We start from the raw sequence: 18,492 nt of genomic DNA on the forward strand, positions 1-18,492 counted from the left end.
CAGAAGCGCGAAGACCTCCGGCAGAAGGTTGCTCTGCCACGGCCTTCCGTCTTCGGTCTAACGGAAGGCCATGACAGAATCTACCACTAACCCCCTGCGTTCGGGCCTGCGCATGCAGCGCACCCCGGAGCCATGCACTGTTGTCATCTTCGGCGCGACGGGCGACCTCACCCACCGCAAGCTGGTGCCGGGCCTGTACAATCTCTACCGCGAGCGGCTGCTGCCGCCCGGCTTCAGCGTGATCGGCTTCGCCCGCCGCGAGTGGACGGACGAGTACTTCCGGCAGACCCTCTACGACGACGTGAAAGAGTTCTCGCGCAGCGGCCTTGAGGAGCCGCTGTGGCAGAGCTTCGCCGAGGGCATCTCCTACAACCGCTCCTCGTTCGACGACCCGGCGGGCTACCAGGCCCTGGCCGAGAAGCTGGCCGCGCTCGACGAGCAGCGCGGCACCGGCGGCAACCGCCTGTTCTACCTGGCCACCCCACCCGAGTCCTACGCCACGATCATCGAGCAGCTGGGCGCGGCGGGCCTGAACCACTCGCCCAACGGCGGGTGGACGCGGATCATTATCGAGAAGCCCTTCGGGCGCGACCTGAACAGCGCCCGCGCGCTCGACACCGCCGTGCACAAGGTCTTCGACGAGTCGCAGGTCTACCGCATCGACCACTACCTGGGCAAAGAGACCGTGCAGAACATCCTGGTGTTCCGCTTCGCCAACGGCATCTTCGAGCCGGTCTGGAACCGCCGCTATGTCGACCACGTGCAGATCACGGTGGGCGAGAGCGTGGGCGTGGAGGGGCGCGGCAACTACTACGAGCACGCCGGCACCATCCGCGACATGGTGCAGAACCACCTGATGCAGCTGCTCACGCTCACCGCGATGGAGCCGCCCGGGTCGTACGAGGCCAACTCGGTGCGCGACGAGAAGGTGAAGGTGGTGCGCGCCATCCGCCCGATCGCCCGCGAGGATGTGGCCAAGTACTCCATCCGCGGCCAGTACACCGCCGGAACCGAGGGCGGCAAGCCCGTGCCCGGCTACCGCGAGGAGACCGGCGTCGACCCCAGCTCGAACACCGAGACGTATATCGCGCTGCAGCTGTTTGTGGAAAACTGGCGCTGGGCCGGGGTGCCGTTCTACCTGCGCACCGGCAAGCGCCTGCCCAAGCGCGCCAGCGAGATCGCCATCCAGTTCAAGAGCGCGCCGCTCATGCTGTTCGACCAAGGCCCGCTGAACAACATCGAGCCAAATGTGCTGACGATCAAGGTGCAGCCGGATGAGGGCATCTCGCTCAAGTTCGAGTCGAAGATCCCCGGCCAGACCACCCAGATCCGCCCGGTGACCATGGACTTCCGCTATAACGCCTCGTTTGGCGTGGCCTCGCCCGAGGCCTACGAGCGGCTGCTGCTCGACGCGATGCTGGGCGACTCCACCCTGTTCACCCGCAGCGACGAGGTGGATGCCTCGTGGTCACTGATCACGCCCATCCTGGAGGGCTGGCAGAACGGCCCCGCGCCCGAGCCATACGAGGCAGGCACGTGGGGGCCGCAGGCATCGGATGCGTTCCTGGAGAGCGCAGGCCGCAAGTGGCGCAAGCTCTAGCGTCGCCGACCTGCATAGAGCAGCGAGAAGAGAGGCAAGTAGATGACGAGCATTCCGCTTGGCGAGCGCCAGCCAGTCGATATCGGCGCAATCGAGAAGGATCTGGCCGCGCTCTGGAAGCAGCCGCTCGGCGGCGACTCGCAGCGCGCGCAGATCACACGCTCGTGCGTGATGACGCTGATCGCCGTGGTCTCGGGCCAGCGCGAGGCCAACGAGGTGACCTCGGCCATCATCCAGATGACCGACCGCTTCCCCAACCGCACGATCGTGATCGACGCCCAGCCCGAGAGCGGCGGCGAGTCGCTGGAGGCCTGGGCGCAGGTGAGCTGCCAGGTGCCTGCGGCGGGCAGCACCCAGATCTGCTGCGAGCAGATCGCGATCGAGGCGCGGGGCGCTGGCGTGGGCCGCGTGCCCGGCGCGGTGCTGCCGCTGCTGGTGCCCGATGTACCGGTGGTGGTGTGGTGGCCGCGCAGCGCGCCGCTGGGCACGCCGCTGTTCGAGCGCCTGAACGCCATGGCCGACCGCGTGATCATCGACTCGGCCCTGATCGATGAGCCGGAGGGCCAGATCGGCGGGCTGCTGGCCAAGTTCGGCAAGGGCCGCGCGATCAGCGACCTGGCCTGGGGCCGCCTGACGCCCTGGCGCGAGCTGACCGCGCAGTTCTTCGACACCCCCAGCGCGGTCTCGCACCTGAGCGAGATCACCGATGTGGCCGTGCACTATCGCTCGCGCCCCGATGGCACGGTCGACCGGCTCCAGCCGCTGCTGTTCATCGGCTGGCTGGCATCCAAGCTGGGCTGGCGCACCGCCGAGTGCGCCGAGTGCAACCGCGACACCAGCATGAAGCTCCAGCGGCCCGACGGCGGCATGGTGCGGGTGTCGCTGGCCGCCATCCCCGGCGACCTGCGCCACGACGAGCAGATCGAGGGCGTGGTGATGCACTGCGACCACGCCAGCTACCAGATCAGCCGCGAGGGCGAGCGCGCCGACGGCGTGATCGTGGCCACGCGCGAGGGCGAGCTGGCCCCGCTGCGTCGCGTGGTGCACCTTGAGCAGGTCGATCTGCTGAAGCTGCTGGCCGAGGAGCTGCGCCAGTTTGGGCGCGACCTGGGCTACGAGCAGGCGCTGGGGGCCGCCGCCGCGATGGTGGCCTAGCCCCACCCGAGCACAGCGCAACGACGAGGCGTGCGGGCAGAGTGCCCGCACGCCTCGTCGTTGCTTCACGGCCTCGCCTGCTCAGATCAGCGGCACGTTGCTGAGGGCCAGCACATCGCGCGAGATCGGCAGCACCGAGTCGCGGATGACCAGCTCGGTGGGCAGGATGTGGTGCTGCGGCTCGCCCTGATTCTCGATGGCGTTGACCAGGATCTCGGCGGCCAGCCGCCCTTTCTCCTCCACCGGCTGGCGCACTGTGGTGAGCGGCGGGCGCATCAGGCGGGCGTCGGGCAGGTCGTCGAAGCCCACCACCGACAGCTCCTCGGGCAGGGTTAGGCCCATGCTGCGGGCCGTATCCAGCACGCCAAAGGCCAGGATGTCGCTCATAGTGACAATAGCGGTGGGGCGCTGGGGCAGCGCCCACAGCTGCTCGAAGGCGTTGCTGCCGCCCTGCCAGCTGCTGGGGGCCTCGACAAAATGCACCCGCTCGTCGTCGTGGGCGATCCCGAACTCGCTCAGGGCCTCGAAGTAGCCCTGCAGGCGCGCGCCCAGCGTGCCGGTGTAGTTCTCCGGCCCGGGCTTGCCCGACTCGATGCTGATCACGCCGATGCTGCGGTGGCCCTGCTCAAGCACATAGCGCATGGCCGCGCGCGCCCCGCTGCGGTCGTCCACGTTCACGCTGGGGATGTCGTCGGGCGCGGCGCTGTCCACGATCACGAAGGGGATGCGGCGGCGGCGCAGCAGCACGATCTCGCTGCGGTCGACCTCGATGCCCACCACGATAAAGCCGTCGACGGTGGCGTGCGGGATGGCCTTCAGGCGCGAGCCCCAGAGCGGCGGCACGATCATCAGGGTCTTGCCGGTGCTGTTGCAGATATGGCCGATGCCGCGCATCAGCTGGGCGAAGAAGGGGTTGGACATCACGGTGGCGATGTCCTGCGGCACCAGCAGGCCCAGCGCGTTGGTGCGCCGCGTGGTCATGCTGCGGGCGATCGGGTCGGGCGAGTAGCCCAGCTTCTCGGCGACGGCGTGGATGTGCTGCACCGTGGCCTGGGCCAGCTGGCTCGGGTCGTTAAATGCAAATGATACGGCGGTTTTTGAGACGCCCGCCTCTTTTGCGATGTCGTTAATGGTGACTTTTGCCATGGATTGCGGTCTCCTGATGGGGCAATTATAGCATAGCGCTATGCTGCATCCATACCTATTTTTAAGCCGTATTAACCTGTGGCAGACCGCACAATGTTAGGCATACTATGTCCACTGATTTTCTGCTCGAACAGCTGCTCGCCAACTCCCCAGCCCCGCGCCCCCCGGCCCCCACCCTGATCCGGCTCGACCGCGTGAGCAAGAGCTTCCGCGAGGGCGGGCGCACCCGCAGCGTGCTGCACGAGGTAAGCGCCAGCTTCGCCACGGGCGAGTTTATCGTGCTGCTGGGCAAAAGCGGCTCGGGCAAGAGCACGCTGCTGAATCTGATCAGCGCGATCGACACGCCCACCAGCGGCGAGGTCGTCATCGGCGGCACGCCCATCCACAGGCTGGGCGAGCACGAGCGCACCCTGTTCCGGCGCGAGAAGATCGGCTTCGTGTTCCAGTTCTACAACCTGGTGCCCACGCTGACGGTGCTGGAAAACCTGCTGCTGCCGCTGGAGCTGAACGGGCGCACCACACAGGCCGACCGGCGGCGCGCCACCGACCTGCTAGAGCAGGTGGGGCTGGAAAGCCGCCAGCGCGCCTACCCCGACACGCTCTCCGGCGGCGAGCAGCAGCGCATCTCGGTGGCCCGCGCGCTGGTGCACGACCCGCAGCTGGTGCTGGCCGACGAGCCGACCGGCAACCTGGATGAGGAGACCGGCCAGCAAGTGCTGGCGCTGCTGGACACGCTGACGCGGCGGGCGGGCAAAAACCTGGTGATGGTGACGCACAGCCGCGACGTGGTGGGACTAGCCGACCGCGTGTTCCGCATCCGCGAAGGGCGGCTGCTGGAAGAGGCGGGCGCGGCGCTATGATCCCACCGACCCTGCTCAAGACCTCGTACCGCACCATGCTGCGCCAACCCTGGCAGATCCTGCTGGCCATCCTGGGCGTGGCGCTGGGCGTGGCCGTGGTGGTCGCGATCGACCTAGCCAACGACAGCGCCCGCCAGGCCTTCGCGCTCTCCACCGAGACCCTGACCGGCAAGGCCACCCACCAGCTGCTGGGCGGGCCGCGCGGCGTGGATGAGGCGCTGTACCGACGGCTGCGCCAGGAGCTGGGCCTGCGCGACGTGGCCCCGCTGGTGGATGGCTACGCCGCCGACCCTGACCGCGCGGGCCTTACGCTGCACATCCTGGGCATCGACCCCTTCGCCGAGGCGGCGTTCCGGCCCTACCTGGCGCCCAGCGGCCAGGGCGCGGCAGTGGGTGACGCCACCGCGCTGCTGCGCACCCCCGGCGCAGCACTGATCTCGGCTGGCACAGCCAGCGCCTACGGCATCCGCCCCGGCGACCACATCCGCCTGCAGCTTGGGCAGGAAGCGCGCGAGGCGCTGATCATCGGGCTAATCACGCCGGAGGATGAGACCTCGGCGCGGGCGCTAGATGGCATCCTAGTGGCCGATATCGCCACCGCACAGGAGTGGCTGGGCAAGCTCGGGCGGCTGAGCCAGATCGACCTCATCCTGCCCGAGGGCGACGCGGGCGCGGCGCAGGCCCAGGCCATCCAGGCCATGCTGCCCGCCGACACCCGGCTGGCCCGCCCCGCCGCCCGCACCGAGGCCATCCAGCAGATGACGGCGGCCTTCGAGCTGAACCTCTCGGCGCTGAGCATGCTGGCGCTGGTGGTGGGCATGTTCCTGATCTACAACACCATGACCTTCTCGGTGGTGCAGCGGCGCGGCCAGATCGGCACGCTGCGCTGCATCGGCGTGGCGCGCGGGCAGATCTTTGCGCTGGTGCTGGGCGAGGCACTGCTGGTGGGGCTGGTCGGCTCGCTGCTGGGGCTGGCGCTGGGCGTGGCGCTGGGGCGCGGCCTGGTGGGGCTGGTGACGCAGACGATCAACGACCTGTACTTCGCCGTCTCGGTGCGCTCGGTGGCCATCTCGGCGCTGCCGCTGGTCAAAGGCTTCGCGCTGGGCATGCTGGCCACGCTGGCCGCCGCCGCCGCGCCCGCCTTCGAGGCCACCACCACGCCGCCGCGCATGGTGCTGCGCCGCTCGTCCTACGAGCAGCGGGTGCGGCGGGCCGTGCCGCTGGTGGCGGGCGCGGGCGCGGCGCTGATCGCGCTGGGCTGCGGGCTGCTGGCCTGGCCCAGCCAGAGCATCGTGCTGGGCTTCGCGGCGCTGTTCGCCATCACCATCGGCGCGGCGGCGGTCACGCCCCTGGCCACGCTGCTGCTGATGGACACAATCCGACCGCTGGCGGGCCGTGTGGGCGGCCTGCTGGGCCGCATGGCCGCGCGCGATGTGGTGGCCGCGCTCTCGCGCACCTCGGTGGCCATCGCCGCGCTCATGATCGCCATCGCCGTGACGATCGGCGTGGGGCTGATGGTCGGCAGTTTCCGCCAGACCGTGGTGCAGTGGCTGGGGCAGACGCTCCAGGCCGACATCTACATCTCGACGCCCGCGCAGAATGGCGAGCCGCTCGCGCCCGAGCTGATCGCATCGTTTGGCGCGACCCCTGGCGTGGCCGGGCTGCGCCGCTACCGCGAGGCCTCGGTCGATAGCGCGCAGGGGCCGACCCAGATCGTGGCGGTGGATGTGGTGCAGGGCCGCGACGACCGCTCGTTCACGCTGATCGAGGGCCAGCCCGACCAGGCATGGCCCGCCTTCACGCGCGGCGCGGTGGTGGTGAGCGAGCCGCTCTCCTACCGGCGCGGTCTGCACGCTGGCGACGTGCTCCAGATCACCACCGACCGAGGGCCACGCGCGCTGCCAATCGCGGGCGTGTTCACCGACTACGCGTCCGACCAGGGCCGCGTGTTTATGTCGATTGAGACCTACCAGTCGCTGTGGGATGACCCGGCGATCTCGTCGCTGGCGGTCTACGCTGCGCCGGGGCAGGGCGTGGATGCGCTGGTCGAGCGGCTGCGGGCCGAGGTCGGCGCGGGCCAGGTGGTGCAGGTGCGATCCAACCAGGCGCTGCGCGAGCAGTCGCTGGTGGTGTTCGACCGCACCTTCGCGATCACCCGCGTGCTGCAGCTGCTGGCCATGATCGTGGCCTTCATCGGCATCCTCTCGGCGCTGATGGCGCTGGAGCTAGAGCGCGGGCGCGAGCTGGGCGTGCTGCGCGCCAACGGCCTGACCCCGCGCCAGCTGTGGGCCATGGTGCTCTCGCAGACCGGGCTGATGGGCCTGACCGCCGGGCTGCTGGCCATCCCCATGGGCGTGGCGCTGGCCAGCGTGCTGGTGTTCGTGATCAACAAGCGCTCGTTCGGCTGGAGCCTGCTGTTCTCGCTGGATGGCGGTCTATTCGCCCAGGCGCTGCTGGTGGCCGTGGTGGCCGCGCTGCTGGCGGGGGTCTACCCCGCCTGGAAGATGGGCCGCACCTCGCCCGCGCTGGCCCTGCGGGAGGAGTGAGGATGAGCATGCGAGCCTATCGAACAGCGCTGGCCTTATTTTTCCTAACTATTGCGCTGGCATCATGTGGAAAAGCTGGCCCGGCGGCCATCCAAAGCCATATCTCGGCAGTGCAGGCCGTGGGCGGCAGCGGCGGCGCGGGATTCGCCAAGGCCACCGAGCCGCGCACGTTCAGCTTCCCGCGCGACCACGGCGCGCATCAGCAGTACGCCACCGAGTGGTGGTACTACACCGGCAACCTCGCCGCCGAGGATGGGCGGCGCTTCGGCTACCAGCTCACCTTCTTCCGCTTCGGGCTGGGGCCGCAGCTGCCCCAGCGCGCCTCGGCCTGGGCCGCAGGCAATGTCTACATGGCCCACCTGGCGCTCACCGATGTGGCGGGCAACACCTTCCACGCCTACGAGCGCTTCAGCCGCGACGGCGCGGGTCTGGCCGGGGCCAGCGGCGAGCCGCAGTTCCGCGTGTGGCTCGACGACTGGTCGGCGGAGGGCCAGGGCCAGGCCGGGCTACCCATGCGGCTGCGCGCCGCCCAGGGCGCGGTGGCGCTCGACCTCACCTTGGAAGGCGGCAAGCCCGTGGTGCTAGAGGGGCCGGGCGGCGTCAGCCAGAAGAGCGCCACGCCGGGCAACGCCTCGTACTACTACTCGTACACCCGCATGCCCACTCAGGGCAGCATCACGCTGGATGGCCAGCAGATCGCCGTGCGCGGCAGCTCGTGGTTCGACCGCGAGTTTGGCACATCGGCGCTGGAACCAGGTGCGAGCGGCTGGGACTGGTTCGCCATCCAGCTCGACGACGGGCGCGACCTGATGGTCGCCCAGATCCACCGCGCCGACGGCACGCCCATGTTTGCCGCAGGCACCCTGGTGGCCCAAGATGGCACACCATCTTACCTAACTATGGATGACATCACGATCACGGCCACATCCACATGGCAGAGCCAGCGCAGCGGCGCGCGCTACCCCAGCGCGTGGCGCATCCTGGTGCGCTCGGCCCAGATCGACCTCGCCGTCACCCCCGCCATCCCCGACCAAGAGCTGCCGCTGACCGTCACCTACTGGGAGGGCGCGACCAGCGTCGAGGGCAGCGCCGCAGGCCAGCCCGTGCGCGGCCAGGGCTACACCGAGCTGACCGGCTACGGCGAGCAGGGCCAGCTGCAGCTGCGCTAGCGCCCTGGCCATTTGTCTAGGTGCGCCCTGGCCAGTCGGCCAGGGCGCGCTCGCCGCCGCCGCCGTATACTTCCCCCACAACCGCAACCCAAGCAGAAAACCGAACAAGGAGCGCGATCATGACCCAGCCCGATGTGAGCTTGCTCTACGCCTTCTCAAACCAGTTTGCCGACGCCGTCGAGCGCGCGGGCGTCTCGCTGGTGCAGGTGAACGGGCGGCAGCGCCAGTCCTCCAGCGGCGTGGTGTTCGCCGACGAGCGCGTGCTGACCGCCGACCATACCCTTGAGCGCGAAGAAGACCTAACAATTGAAACCCACGACGGGCGCACTCTGCCTGCGCACCTGATCGGGCGCGACCCCGCCACCGATCTGGCCGTGCTGCACGTGCCCGGCCTGGGCCTAGCCCCGGCCACCACGCCCGAGCAGCCCGCGCGGGTGGGCCAGATGCTGCTGCTGGTGGGGCGGCCATCCCCGGGCGGCGCGATGGCCAGCCTGGGCATCGTGAGCGCGGCGGGCGGCCCCGTGCGCAGCAGGCGCGGCGCGATGCTGGAGCGCTACATCCAGACCGACGCCACGCCCTACCCCGGCTTCTCGGGCGGCGCGATGATCGACGCCCACGGCGCGGTGCTGGCCATCACCACCACCGGGCTGGCCAGCGGCGTGGCCGTAGGCATCCCCAGCGACCTAGCGTGGCGCGTGGCCGAGGCGATCGCCAGCCAGGGCCACGTGCGGCGCGGCTTCCTGGGCATCAGCAGCCAGCCGGTGCCCATCCCGCCCGCCCAGCGTGCGGGGCGCGATCAGGCCCGCGGCCTGCTGATCGTCACCGTGGAGGAAGGCAGCCCGGCGCATACCGCAGGCGTGCTGGTGGGCGACATCTTGGTGGGCTTCGACGGCCAGCAGATCGCCGACACCGACGACCTCCAGAACCTGCTCTCCGGCGATCGCGTGGGCCAGAGCTTCCCCATCGATCTGCTGCGCGGCGGCAGCCTAACTACCATCCAGATCACCATCGGACAGCGCAGCTAGATTTCTTCTGGTGTAGAAAAAGGGGCCTATATGGCGACTTTCGTCCCAATCTATCTCCCCGGCGATCTCTCGCAGGAGATCGCCGAGATCGCCAGCCGGGTGCGGGCCAGCATAGTGCAGGTGCAGGCCCACAGCCACGGCGGCGGCGCTGGCTTCGTATGGGGAGAGCGCGGCCAGATCATCACCAACCAGCACGTGGTGGGGCAGCACAGCGAGGTGAAGGTGCAGCTTGCCGACGGCAGCGCGCATGCCGCGCAGGTGGTGGCCCGCAGCCAGACCCTCGACCTGGCGCTGCTGCAGATCGAGGCGCACGGCCTGCCCAGCATCCCGCTGGCCGACTCGGCGCGGCTGCGCGTGGGCGAGCTGGTGATCGCGATCGGCCACCCATGGGGCCAGCCGGGCGTGGTGACGGCAGGCGTGGTCAGCGGCATCGGCGAGCTGCCGGTGGGCGATGGACGCACGGCCAGCTACATCCGCTCCGACGTGCGCCTGGCCCCCGGCAACTCCGGCGGGCCGCTGCTGAACGCGCGCGGCGAGCTGATCGGCATCAACGCCATGATCTTCGGCGGCGATCTGTCGGTGGCCATCCCCAGCCACGTGGCGCGGCGCTGGGCCGAGGGCGCAGCCCAGCAGCAGCCCATCACCCTGGGGGTGCAGCTCCAGCCCGTGGCGGTGCGAGCGCCAGGCGGCAGCGCCGCGCCCGCCCTGCTGATCGCTGGCGTGGCCGAGGGCTCGCTGGCCGAGCGCGGCGGGCTGTTCGTGGGCGATGTGCTGCTGGCGGTGGGCGGCCAGCCCGTGGCCGACGCGGCGCACCTGCGCGAGGCGCTGCTGCCCGACGAGCACGGCCAGCTCGCCATCCGCATCCTACGCGGCGGGCAGATCGCCGATCTGGTCATCCAGAGCGAGGGCCAATGACCCAGGTGCTGATCATCAGCCCCAGCCGCGCGGTGCGGGCCGGGCTGCGCGCCCTGCTGGCCGAGGGCGGGGCCGAGGTGGCGGGCGAGGCCCCATCGTTCGCGCGGGTGGATCTGGCCAGCGCCGACGCGGTGCTGCTGGCCGACGAGAGCCAGCTGGCCGACGCCGAGCAGGCCCTGCGCGAGCACGCCCGCCCGCTGGCCCTAGTGGTGCTGGCCGAGCGGCCACAGGTGGCGGCGGCCCTGCGCGACATGCCGCTGGCGGGCTGGGCCGTGGTCCCCCAGGACTCCGGCCCAGCCGAGCTGGCTGCGGCCATCGCGGCGGCGGCCCAGGGCTTCGCGGCGCTGCCCGTGGCGATGGCCCGCCGCGCCATCGCCAGCGGCCCGCCCGGCGCGGGGCTGGCCGCCCCATCCGCCGAGCCGCTCACCCCGCGCGAGCGCGAGATCCTGCAGCTGCTCGGCCAGGGCCTCTCCAATAAAATGATCGCCCGCGACCTTGGCGTGAGCGATCATACCGTGAAATTCCATGTCTCATCGATCTACGCCAAGCTGGGTGCGGCCAACCGCGCCGAGGCCGTGAACCTGGGCGCGCGGCTAGGGCTGGTGGCGCTGTGACTCAGGGCTAGGGCTGCAGCTCGTAGACATTGGCGTAGTCGTTCGCCAGCACCAGCGTCACATCCATGCCCTGCACATCGGCCGCGCCGCCCACCAGAAACACCGGCCTGCCCGCGTAGCGCGATCTGGCCCGCTCCTGCCAGGGGTCGTCGGTCGGCTCCACCACATCCACCCACACATCTGGGCGCTGGTGCTCGGCCAGCACCAGATACTGCAGCAGCATACCCTGCTCCCAGTGCGCGATCACGATCGCGTTGCGCGGCAGCTGGGCCAGCGCCGCCTGGCCAAAATCGCGCCATACGGTGAGATAGCGCTTGTTGGCGTAGGGAAGCCGCGTCTTGCCCCAGGCCAGGGTCAGCAGCAGCAGCGCGACCAGCGCGGCCTGGGCGCACGCCGCCGCCACGCGCGTGTCCCAGCGCCCCGCCGCGCGGCGGATGAGGTTGGCCAGCGCCACCCCGCCCGCGCCCGCCCACAGCGCCAGCGGCAGCAGCATCGGCAGGGTGAAGATCGGCGCATCCTGCACCGCCGGGCCGAGCAGCAGCAGGTAGATCAGGGTGCCCAGCCCAATGCACGCCGCGCCCAGCCAGGCCCGCCAGCTGCGCCACAGCAGCCAGCCGCAGCCAAGCGCCGCTAGCGCAAGCCCCAGGGTGCCAAACTCGAACCGCAGGCGCTCGCCCAGGTTTGCCAGCACTGCCAGCGCAGCCTCGGGCGTGGGGATGCGGAAAACGCCCTGCCGCATGGGGCCGCCCGCCAGCATGCCGATCGCATCGGCCCAGCGGGTGGGGCTGCCCCAGAAGTAGAAGCGCGGCAGGCCGTAGTTCTCGCCGCTGAATGGCCCGAACCGCGCGTACTGGATGAGCGGAAACAGCCACGGCGTGAGGCCAAGCACCAATGACACACCTAACGCAATAACAGCAATCACCACACTGCGCACGCCACGACCGCGCCCAGCGCCCAGGGCGCGCGGCCAGCAGGCATAAAGCAGCAGCGCCAGCGCCACAAACGGCAGCGTGGTAAACACGAACAGCCCGTGGTGCGCGATGCCCAGGCCCGCCAGAAACGCGGCCAGCAGCGCGCTGGGCTGCACATGATCCCACAGCTGGGCCAAGCCTTTGCGATACGGCCCATCCGACAGCGCACGCAGGCGGGCCGCATCCACATGGGCCACCGCCAGCCAGCAGCCTGCGATCAGCGCGGCCAGCAGGCCATACACCTCGGCCATCGTCGCCGCGTTCCACAGCCCCGGCGCAACCATCAGGGCCAGCGCGGCCAGCCAGCCGCCCAGCGCCGATCCGGTCAGCCGCCGCGCCAGCGCGCCCAGCAGCGCCACCGCCAGCGCCGCCCCGAACGACGAGACCAGCGTCACGCGGTGGGCCAGATCGCCCAGCGGCACGGCCAGGGTGAACAGCTTGCCCAGCAGGATGGCGAGCGGGTAGGTGGTGGGGTGCGGCACGCCCAGCAGTGGGGCCGCCATCTGGAACTCCGCCGAGTCGCCGCCCATCACGCTGGGCGCGGCGGTGTAGGCGTACAGCGCCGCCGCCACGCCGAACAGCACCACGCCCGAGGTGAGCGGGTGGCACAGAAGCGAGATCAGCCGCGCGGCACGAGGTGGTGCGGGGGTTGTGGGTTCGCTCATCGTCGCTTGGTTTTGCTCTCCATCGCCTTTCGCATGGCCTCGGCAAATGCGCCGCCGTCGTCATCGGCAGCATCGGCGTCGGCTGCGTCGTCAGCTGGGGCCTCCTCGGCGGCGGGTTCCTCCGCGCCCTCATCCTCATCCTCGATCAGGTCGTCGTCCTCATCCCACACTAGGTGCAGGTTCTCCTCGCCCGCGATGGCGATGATATGCTCCACATCAAAGCGCATCAGGTTTACGGCGGCGGGGTCGCGCGCATCCAGCGTGGCGGCCTGGCGCACCTCGGGCAGCAGGGCCAGCACCTCGTCGAGCGTGGGCGGCGGCTCGAAGGGCGCATCCTCCCGCGCCATGATCGCGGCCACATCCTCGGCGGTCTTGGGGATGCCGGTGTCGACCAGCAGGATGGTGCATGTGACATTGCGGAAGATCATCTGCAGCAGCTCGCGGCTGTCGCGCAGCTGGCGGGCGGCGCGGCGCACGCTGCTGGCCTTCTCGCTGGCCTTCATCTCGAAGATCTGCACCGAGCTGCCTTCGATGATCACGGCATCCAGCTCGCGGTACTTCTTCACCGCCGAGCGGCCCTTGTGCTCAAGATACTCGATCAGCCGCCTGTCGGAGAGGGTGTAGCGCTCGCCCAGCCACTGGCGCAGCGCCTCTTCGGCCTCGCCGCCGAACAGCTCGCGGGCGCGCGGGGGCCGCATGGGCCGGTGGTTGTCCTTGGTCATCATGATGCGGGCCAGATGCTCGCGGTAGAGTCGGTCGCTGGCATCGATCAGGCGCGGGCGCGAAAAGCGTGGTGCCACAGTCTGGCTCCTTCGATGTATCTCGATTTTTTGCATTGTAGCACTGTTCGCAGGCGCGGCAGTGGTGGTTTTTCTTTAGAGTTCGCTGAAAACAAAACGCACCAGGGCCGAGGCCACTGGTGCGTTCTGCGGATGTTCTGGGCTGCTACTGCGCGAGCGCCGAGCGCTCTTCGGCGGTGATCAGCTGAAACTGGCCATCCTTGTTGAGGTAGACAATCTCTTCGTTCTTGATGTTGACGACCAGATCCCTCGTGCCGTCTTTGTTGAGATCATCCAGCCGCATGAGGACCGGGGTCTTGTCCTCATCGGCGCCGAACAGGTAGGGGCCAGTCAGCGTGCGAACCTTCGAGGAGTCGCCCCCTGGTAGCTCGATGATCACCACCTGTCGATTCAGGTTGATGGCCATCAGGTGGGTGGGGTTGGCGGGGCTGTCCTCGTGGCCAATCGCCTCGGAGAGCTGGAACGTGCGCGGGTTCCCATAGCGCAGCGTGTCGACCTGGGTGCGGCCCCACGTCACGACATTGCCCATGATGGCGGAGATGGCGGCAAGCGCCAGCAGCGCGGTGACAATGTAGGCGAGTGCGTGTGGCGCGACCGAGGGAGTGACAGCGACCGGGCGCAGACTTGGGGTGCTGGCCCTGGTGGCGGCGTTGCGCATTTCCTGGCTTCGTACAGCCATGGTGGGTTCCTCCTCACGGCGACTTGGTAGTTACATCCACCCGACCTCTATGCTCTTTTTAAACATCACGAATGCTTGTTCTGTCATCGGGTATCAGGAGTATACCAGAACAAGTGTTCGCAGTCAAGCATGGCGACAGGCGGTTGATTGCAAATGTATGACAGCATATATAGTACCACATTATGTCCCTTGGTTGGTTACGCCATCGCCACAGGCGAGGATCTGTTTGTTAAACGAATCGTAGCGAAGCGTTATCCTACGCACTGTAGCAGGCCAGGCTCCAGGCGGCGTGGCGCGCGCCGCCCGAGCGCAGGGGTGGCAAGGCCACGCTACGCTGCTATAATGGCCCCAAGGTTTTTCCAAGCAAAGGGGGCGCTACGATGCAGAAAATACGCTGGGGTATCCTTTCCACCGGCAATATCGCCGAGCAATTTGCCAGGGGCCTGGCGGTGCTCGACGACGCCGAGCTGGTAGCCGTCGGCTCGCGCTCGCAGGAATCGGCGGATCGCTTTGGCGACACGTTCAATGTGCCGCATCGCCACGCCACCTACGAAGATCTGGCCAGCGACCCCGATGTCGATGTGATCTACGTGGGCACGCCGCACCCGTTCCACGCCGAAAACACCCTGCTGTGCCTGCGCGCGGGCAAGGCGGTGCTGTGCGAGAAGCCCTTCGCTATGAACGCCGCCGAGGCCGAGGCCATGATCGGCGAGGCCCGCGCGCGCGGCCTGTTCCTGATGGAGGCGATGTGGACGCGCTTTCTGCCCCATATCGTGAAGCTGCGCGAGCTGCTGGCCCAGGGCGCGATCGGCGAGGTGCAGATGATGACGGGCAACTTCGGCTTCCGCACCGAGTTCGACCCCAAGAGCCGCATGTTCGCACCCGAGCTGGGCGGCGGCGGCCTGCTGGATGTAGGCATCTACCCGATCTCGCTGGCCTCGATGCTGTTTGGCGCGCCCCAGTCGGTGGTGAGCCAGGTGCGGCTGGGCAGCACCGGGGTGGATGAGCAGGCCGCCGCGATCTTCCGCTACGCCAGCGGCGCGATGGCCAGCGTGGCCTTCGCCACCCGCACCGAGCTGGTGAGCGAGGCCTGGATCTACGGCACCACCGGGCGCATCCACGTCCGCCCGCCATGGTGGGGCCCATCCACGATCACACTCTACCAGAACGGCCAGCCCGAGCAGCAGATCGCGCCCGAGCAGGTGGGCAACGGCTACAACTACGAGGCAGCCGAGGTGGCCGCCTGCCTGCGCGCGGGCAAGCTGGAGAGCGACGTGATCTCACTGGATGAGACGCTGGCGATCATGCGCACCATGGACACCATCCGCGCCGAGTGGGGACTGCGCTACCCCGGCGAGTAGCGGTCGCACAGGTCGTATGGCGGGTAGCGAGACACATCTCGCTACCCGCTTTTTTCAGCTCTTCGCAGCCTTGTACATACGTTCGGCCATAGGATTGCCGATACGCAGGGCTTCAGAATGCCCAACTTGACGCACCGCAGGGGCTATGCTATAAACACCGCCACACATGGTTTCTCGTATTGAATAGATGCCCCGTGGCATCTACCACGAGCACCCCGACCGTGCTCGCCAGCAGGTATTATGCTGCAACTAGCCCAGCGGCTCGCCGCTTTCTTTGCGCCAATGGCCGTTTTCTCGGCTTTCTTTCCGATCGGGCCTGCGCCACTGCCCGCCCCCAAGCCAGTGGTCGCCAGCGATCTGCCCCCAGCCGCCCCAGGCCTCGCCCATAGCATGCTCGCCGCGACGCCCGCGCTGCCCGCCGCGCTGCTGCCGGGCCGCCAGGCCGCACTCAGCGCCCAGCAGGGCATGATCCACGCGCTCGACAATATGCCCCAGCAGCTGGCCCAGCTGCCCGACCGCCCGTTCTGGATCGATGGCGCTGGCCCGCAGCTGCGCGGCACCCTGGTGGCCCAGACCGAGCGGCTCGACCTGTATGTCGGTGTCAGCACCTTCTCCGAGCAGGAGATCGCCAGCATGTCCGGCCACATCGAGCAGATCCTGCGCGACGACGAGGCATGGTTTGGCACGCGGCTGGGGCACCGCATCTCGCTGGGCTTCTTCCGCCCCAGCGCCGCCGAGATCAAGGGCGTGCGCGGCCTGGCCTACACCGACGCCGCCCGCGCCGAGGTCTACTTCGCCCAGGGTGAAAGCCTCGACCGCGCGCTGGTGGTGGCCGCCCACGAGATCGCCCACCATCTGGAGGAGGAGCGCTACGGCACCGCCGTTCAGAAGCGCGCCGACACCATCCTGCACGAGGGCCTGGCCACCTGGATCACCGGCAGGCGCTGGCTGGAGCTGTGCGGCGCATCCACCTGGAAGCAGCGAGGCCGCCAGCTGCGCGATGCGGGCATCCCCCTGCGGCTGCTCACCGCCGAGGACTACGGGGCCAACAACGCCTACGAGATGTGGACCTCGTTCGTGCAGTATCTGCTGCTGCAGTACGGCTGGGAGAAGTTCGACCAGCTCTACAGCTCCAGCTCGGGCCGCGCGCCCGGCTCCGCCGACTATGAGGGCGTGCTGGGCAAGCCGCTCGATCAGCTGGCCGACGACTGGCGGGCCTGGCTCGACTCGTAGCTGAAAACCGCAGACAAAAAGAGCGCGGTCGGCATCATATGCTGGCCGCGCTCTTTCTCTTTATCTCGCACCATAGCGCGCTAGGGAACCTTAACCGCCACCGCCCGCTCGATCCAGTTGGTGTAAAGCGTATCCAGCTGGCATCCGCAGGCATCCTCCGCCGAGGCCAGCAGGTCGCCGCCGCCCACATACTGGTAGCGCCGCTGCTGGTAGTAGCTGTGCAGGAAGCGGTCGAAGGCCTCCTCGCCCAGCTCGTTGCGCAGCGCCTGGATGAACAACGTGCCCTTGCCGTACACCACCGCAAAATAGTTCTTGCCAAACGCGCTGTTGCCCTGGCCCACCGGCGCATCGCGGCCAGCCGCGCGGTTGCTGCGGTAGCGCTCGCGGAAGCTGGCCAGCTCGCGCTCGGCGGCGGCTGGCCCCGCCGTCTCCTCGCGGTAGATCACCTGGGCGTAGCTGGCCATCGCCTCATCCAGCCACGACTCGCGCAGCACATTGTTGCCCACCGCATTGTAGAACCACATGTGCGCCACCTCGTGCGCCACCGTGATCTCTAGCTCGCCGGTGTTGCTGCTATAGAGCGTGTGGTTGATCATGGTGAGGCCTGGGTACTCCACGCCAAAGAAGATCGTGGCGCTGATCTCGATGATCTCCAGCTCGCGCTGGGGGTAGGGGCCAAAGCGCCGGTTGTAGATCGCCAGCGCCCGCGCGGCGGCGTCCAGCGCCTGCTGGCCCTGCTCGGCGCTGCCGGGGCGGAAGTAGGAGGTGATGGTGGTGCCATCCACATGCGTGCTGGCCTCTTGCAGCTGCAGCGCGGCCAGGGTGAAATCGCGCTGCGGCCCGCTCACGAAGCGGCTGGCCTGCACACCCTCGCGCACCTCGTAGCCCACCGCCGCGCCGGTCGTCACCAGCTTCCAGTCGGCGGGCGCGCGCAGGCTCACGTCGTACAGCGCGGTCTCGCTATTCACAAAATCGCCCTTGGGGTCGGGCCGCTCGGTGTCCCACGCGCCGCCGCGCACCAGCGCCAGCGTGGGGTAGGCCGAGGCCATGGCCAGCACGCCCGCCTCTTTGTTGAACGCGCCATACTTGCTGCGGCTGGCCCCCAGCGGCGCGGTGGTGGTGAAGCCCAGCCGCACGCTGGCCGATGCCCCCGGCGCAAGCGGCTGCGGCAGGTTCACCCGCAGCAGGAAGCCCTTGGCCTCCAGCACAGGCTCCACGGCCTGGCCATCCACGCTCAGGCTGGCCACCTCGGTGCTGCCGCCGAAGTCGCCCAGGTTGGGGTAGAGGTGGAAGTAGATCGCATCCAGCGGCGCGCTGTCGCGGTTGGTATAGTCCACGCGCTGCTCGGCCCGCAGCTGGCGGGCCTCCACATCCAGCGTGCCGCTGATGGTGTAGCGATTCCAGGCCGCCGCCATATCCATGTCTGCCGCCTGTTCGGGGCGCAGCGCCGCCGCCTGGGCTGCCAGGTCGAACGGCGCATCGATCGGGGCCGCAGGGGTGGGCGTGGGCGCAAGGGTCGGGGTGGGATGCGGCGTGGCGGTGGGCACGGGGGAGGGCGTAGGCGTGGATGTATGCCTTGGCGCGGCGGCCTGGGCCAGCGTGGCGCTCGGCAGCAGCGCGGTGGGCGCGGGGGCGTAGGCCATCGGCCCGCCGCAGGCCGTGAGCAGGGCCAGCAGCGCAAAAAGAGATGACGATCGCACGGGGCGTTCCTCCTAAGCTTGGGCTACCAGGCGCATTATACCTGCCCGCCGTG

The 18,492-nt window shown here is 69.0% G+C and carries 15 protein-coding genes; 10 read left to right on the plus strand and 5 right to left on the minus strand.

Going from position 1 to position 18,492, the window contains the following annotated elements:
• The first annotated feature begins 70 nt into the window (after window positions 1-70).
• Window positions 71-1,600, plus strand: a complete 1,530-nt coding sequence (gene zwf / locus F8S13_10025; GenBank protein ID KAB8143348.1) for a glucose-6-phosphate dehydrogenase — start codon at window positions 71-73, stop codon at window positions 1,598-1,600.
• Between the two features lie 42 nt (window positions 1,601-1,642).
• On the plus strand, window positions 1,643-2,755 hold the full coding sequence (locus tag F8S13_10030) for a glucose-6-phosphate dehydrogenase assembly protein OpcA (GenBank protein KAB8143349.1): 1,113 nt from the start codon (window positions 1,643-1,645) through the stop codon (window positions 2,753-2,755).
• Between the two features lie 81 nt (window positions 2,756-2,836).
• On the opposite strand, the gene F8S13_10035 is transcribed toward F8S13_10030, so the two are convergent.
• A complete protein-coding gene (locus F8S13_10035) occupies window positions 2,837-3,901 on the minus strand; it encodes a LacI family transcriptional regulator (GenBank protein ID KAB8143350.1) in 1,065 nt (354 codons plus the stop codon).
• Between the two features lie 107 nt (window positions 3,902-4,008).
• Between F8S13_10035 and F8S13_10040 the strand changes: the two genes are divergently transcribed.
• The 6 genes from F8S13_10040 (at window position 4,009) to F8S13_10065 (ending at window position 11,030) form a co-directional block, all read left to right on the plus strand.
• Window positions 4,009-4,761, plus strand: a complete 753-nt coding sequence (locus F8S13_10040; protein ID KAB8143351.1) for an ABC transporter ATP-binding protein — start codon at window positions 4,009-4,011, stop codon at window positions 4,759-4,761.
• Entirely contained in the window at window positions 4,758-7,307 is a 2,550-nt protein-coding gene (locus F8S13_10045) for an ABC transporter permease (protein ID KAB8143352.1), read from the plus strand. Before F8S13_10040 ends, F8S13_10045 begins: the two co-directional genes overlap by 4 nt.
• 8 nt (window positions 7,308-7,315) lie before the next feature.
• A complete protein-coding gene (locus tag F8S13_10050) occupies window positions 7,316-8,476 on the plus strand; it encodes a carotenoid 1,2-hydratase (protein ID KAB8143571.1) in 1,161 nt (386 codons plus the stop codon).
• Window positions 8,477-8,595: 119 nt separating this feature from the next.
• A complete protein-coding gene (locus F8S13_10055) occupies window positions 8,596-9,501 on the plus strand; it encodes a PDZ domain-containing protein (protein KAB8143353.1) in 906 nt (301 codons plus the stop codon).
• Window positions 9,502-9,531: 30 nt separating this feature from the next.
• Complete coding sequence (locus F8S13_10060) at window positions 9,532-10,416, plus strand: trypsin-like serine protease (GenBank protein ID KAB8143354.1); 885 nt, start codon at window positions 9,532-9,534, stop codon at window positions 10,414-10,416.
• Window positions 10,413-11,030, plus strand: a complete 618-nt coding sequence (locus F8S13_10065; protein KAB8143355.1) for a response regulator transcription factor — start codon at window positions 10,413-10,415, stop codon at window positions 11,028-11,030. The genes F8S13_10060 and F8S13_10065 overlap by 4 nt, the downstream gene beginning before the upstream one ends.
• A gap of 7 nt (window positions 11,031-11,037) precedes the next feature.
• On the opposite strand, the gene F8S13_10070 is transcribed toward F8S13_10065, so the two are convergent.
• The 3 genes from F8S13_10070 to F8S13_10080 all read right to left on the minus strand — a co-directional run bounded on the left by F8S13_10070 (window position 11,038) and on the right by F8S13_10080 (window position 14,145).
• On the minus strand, window positions 11,038-12,666 hold the full coding sequence (locus F8S13_10070) for a DUF2723 domain-containing protein (GenBank protein KAB8143356.1): 1,629 nt from the start codon (window positions 12,664-12,666) through the stop codon (window positions 11,038-11,040).
• On the minus strand, window positions 12,663-13,466 hold the full coding sequence (locus F8S13_10075) for a hypothetical protein (GenBank protein KAB8143357.1): 804 nt from the start codon (window positions 13,464-13,466) through the stop codon (window positions 12,663-12,665). The genes F8S13_10070 and F8S13_10075 overlap by 4 nt, the downstream gene beginning before the upstream one ends.
• 145 nt (window positions 13,467-13,611) lie before the next feature.
• Window positions 13,612-14,145 (minus strand): hypothetical protein, encoded by a 534-nt coding sequence (locus F8S13_10080; protein KAB8143358.1) that lies wholly within the window; start codon window positions 14,143-14,145, stop codon window positions 13,612-13,614.
• Window positions 14,146-14,525: 380 nt separating this feature from the next.
• On the opposite strand from F8S13_10080, the gene F8S13_10085 reads away from it, so the two are divergent.
• Window positions 14,526-15,506 carry a Gfo/Idh/MocA family oxidoreductase gene (locus tag F8S13_10085; protein KAB8143359.1) on the plus strand — a complete coding sequence of 327 codons (981 nt, stop codon included), beginning with the start codon at window positions 14,526-14,528 and terminating at the stop codon, window positions 15,504-15,506.
• A gap of 240 nt (window positions 15,507-15,746) precedes the next feature.
• Window positions 15,747-16,739 carry a hypothetical protein gene (locus tag F8S13_10090; protein KAB8143360.1) on the plus strand — a complete coding sequence of 331 codons (993 nt, stop codon included), beginning with the start codon at window positions 15,747-15,749 and terminating at the stop codon, window positions 16,737-16,739.
• Between the two features lie 80 nt (window positions 16,740-16,819).
• On the opposite strand, the gene F8S13_10095 is transcribed toward F8S13_10090, so the two are convergent.
• Complete coding sequence (locus F8S13_10095; protein ID KAB8143361.1) at window positions 16,820-18,439, minus strand: M1 family metallopeptidase; 1,620 nt, start codon at window positions 18,437-18,439, stop codon at window positions 16,820-16,822.
• Window positions 18,440-18,492: the final 53 nt, after the last annotated feature.

The sequence above is a fragment of the Chloroflexia bacterium SDU3-3 genome (genome assembly GCA_009268125.1).
Taxonomy (GTDB): domain Bacteria; phylum Chloroflexota; class Chloroflexia; order Chloroflexales; family Roseiflexaceae; genus SDU3-3.

Coding starts and splice junctions, on each gene's coding strand:
- zwf (KAB8143348.1), top strand. CDS start 71: ATGACAGAATCTACCACTAACCCCCTGCGTTCGGGCCTGCGCATGCAG.
- F8S13_10030 (KAB8143349.1), top strand. CDS start 1,643: ATGACGAGCATTCCGCTTGGCGAGCGCCAGCCAGTCGATATCGGCGCA.
- F8S13_10035 (KAB8143350.1), bottom strand. CDS start 3,901: ATGGCAAAAGTCACCATTAACGACATCGCAAAAGAGGCGGGCGTCTCA.
- F8S13_10040 (KAB8143351.1), top strand. CDS start 4,009: ATGTCCACTGATTTTCTGCTCGAACAGCTGCTCGCCAACTCCCCAGCC.
- F8S13_10045 (KAB8143352.1), top strand. CDS start 4,758: ATGATCCCACCGACCCTGCTCAAGACCTCGTACCGCACCATGCTGCGC.
- F8S13_10050 (KAB8143571.1), top strand. CDS start 7,316: ATGCGAGCCTATCGAACAGCGCTGGCCTTATTTTTCCTAACTATTGCG.
- F8S13_10055 (KAB8143353.1), top strand. CDS start 8,596: ATGACCCAGCCCGATGTGAGCTTGCTCTACGCCTTCTCAAACCAGTTT.
- F8S13_10060 (KAB8143354.1), top strand. CDS start 9,532: ATGGCGACTTTCGTCCCAATCTATCTCCCCGGCGATCTCTCGCAGGAG.
- F8S13_10065 (KAB8143355.1), top strand. CDS start 10,413: ATGACCCAGGTGCTGATCATCAGCCCCAGCCGCGCGGTGCGGGCCGGG.
- F8S13_10070 (KAB8143356.1), bottom strand. CDS start 12,666: ATGAGCGAACCCACAACCCCCGCACCACCTCGTGCCGCGCGGCTGATC.
- F8S13_10080 (KAB8143358.1), bottom strand. CDS start 14,145: ATGGCTGTACGAAGCCAGGAAATGCGCAACGCCGCCACCAGGGCCAGC.
- F8S13_10085 (KAB8143359.1), top strand. CDS start 14,526: ATGCAGAAAATACGCTGGGGTATCCTTTCCACCGGCAATATCGCCGAG.
- F8S13_10090 (KAB8143360.1), top strand. CDS start 15,747: ATGCTGCAACTAGCCCAGCGGCTCGCCGCTTTCTTTGCGCCAATGGCC.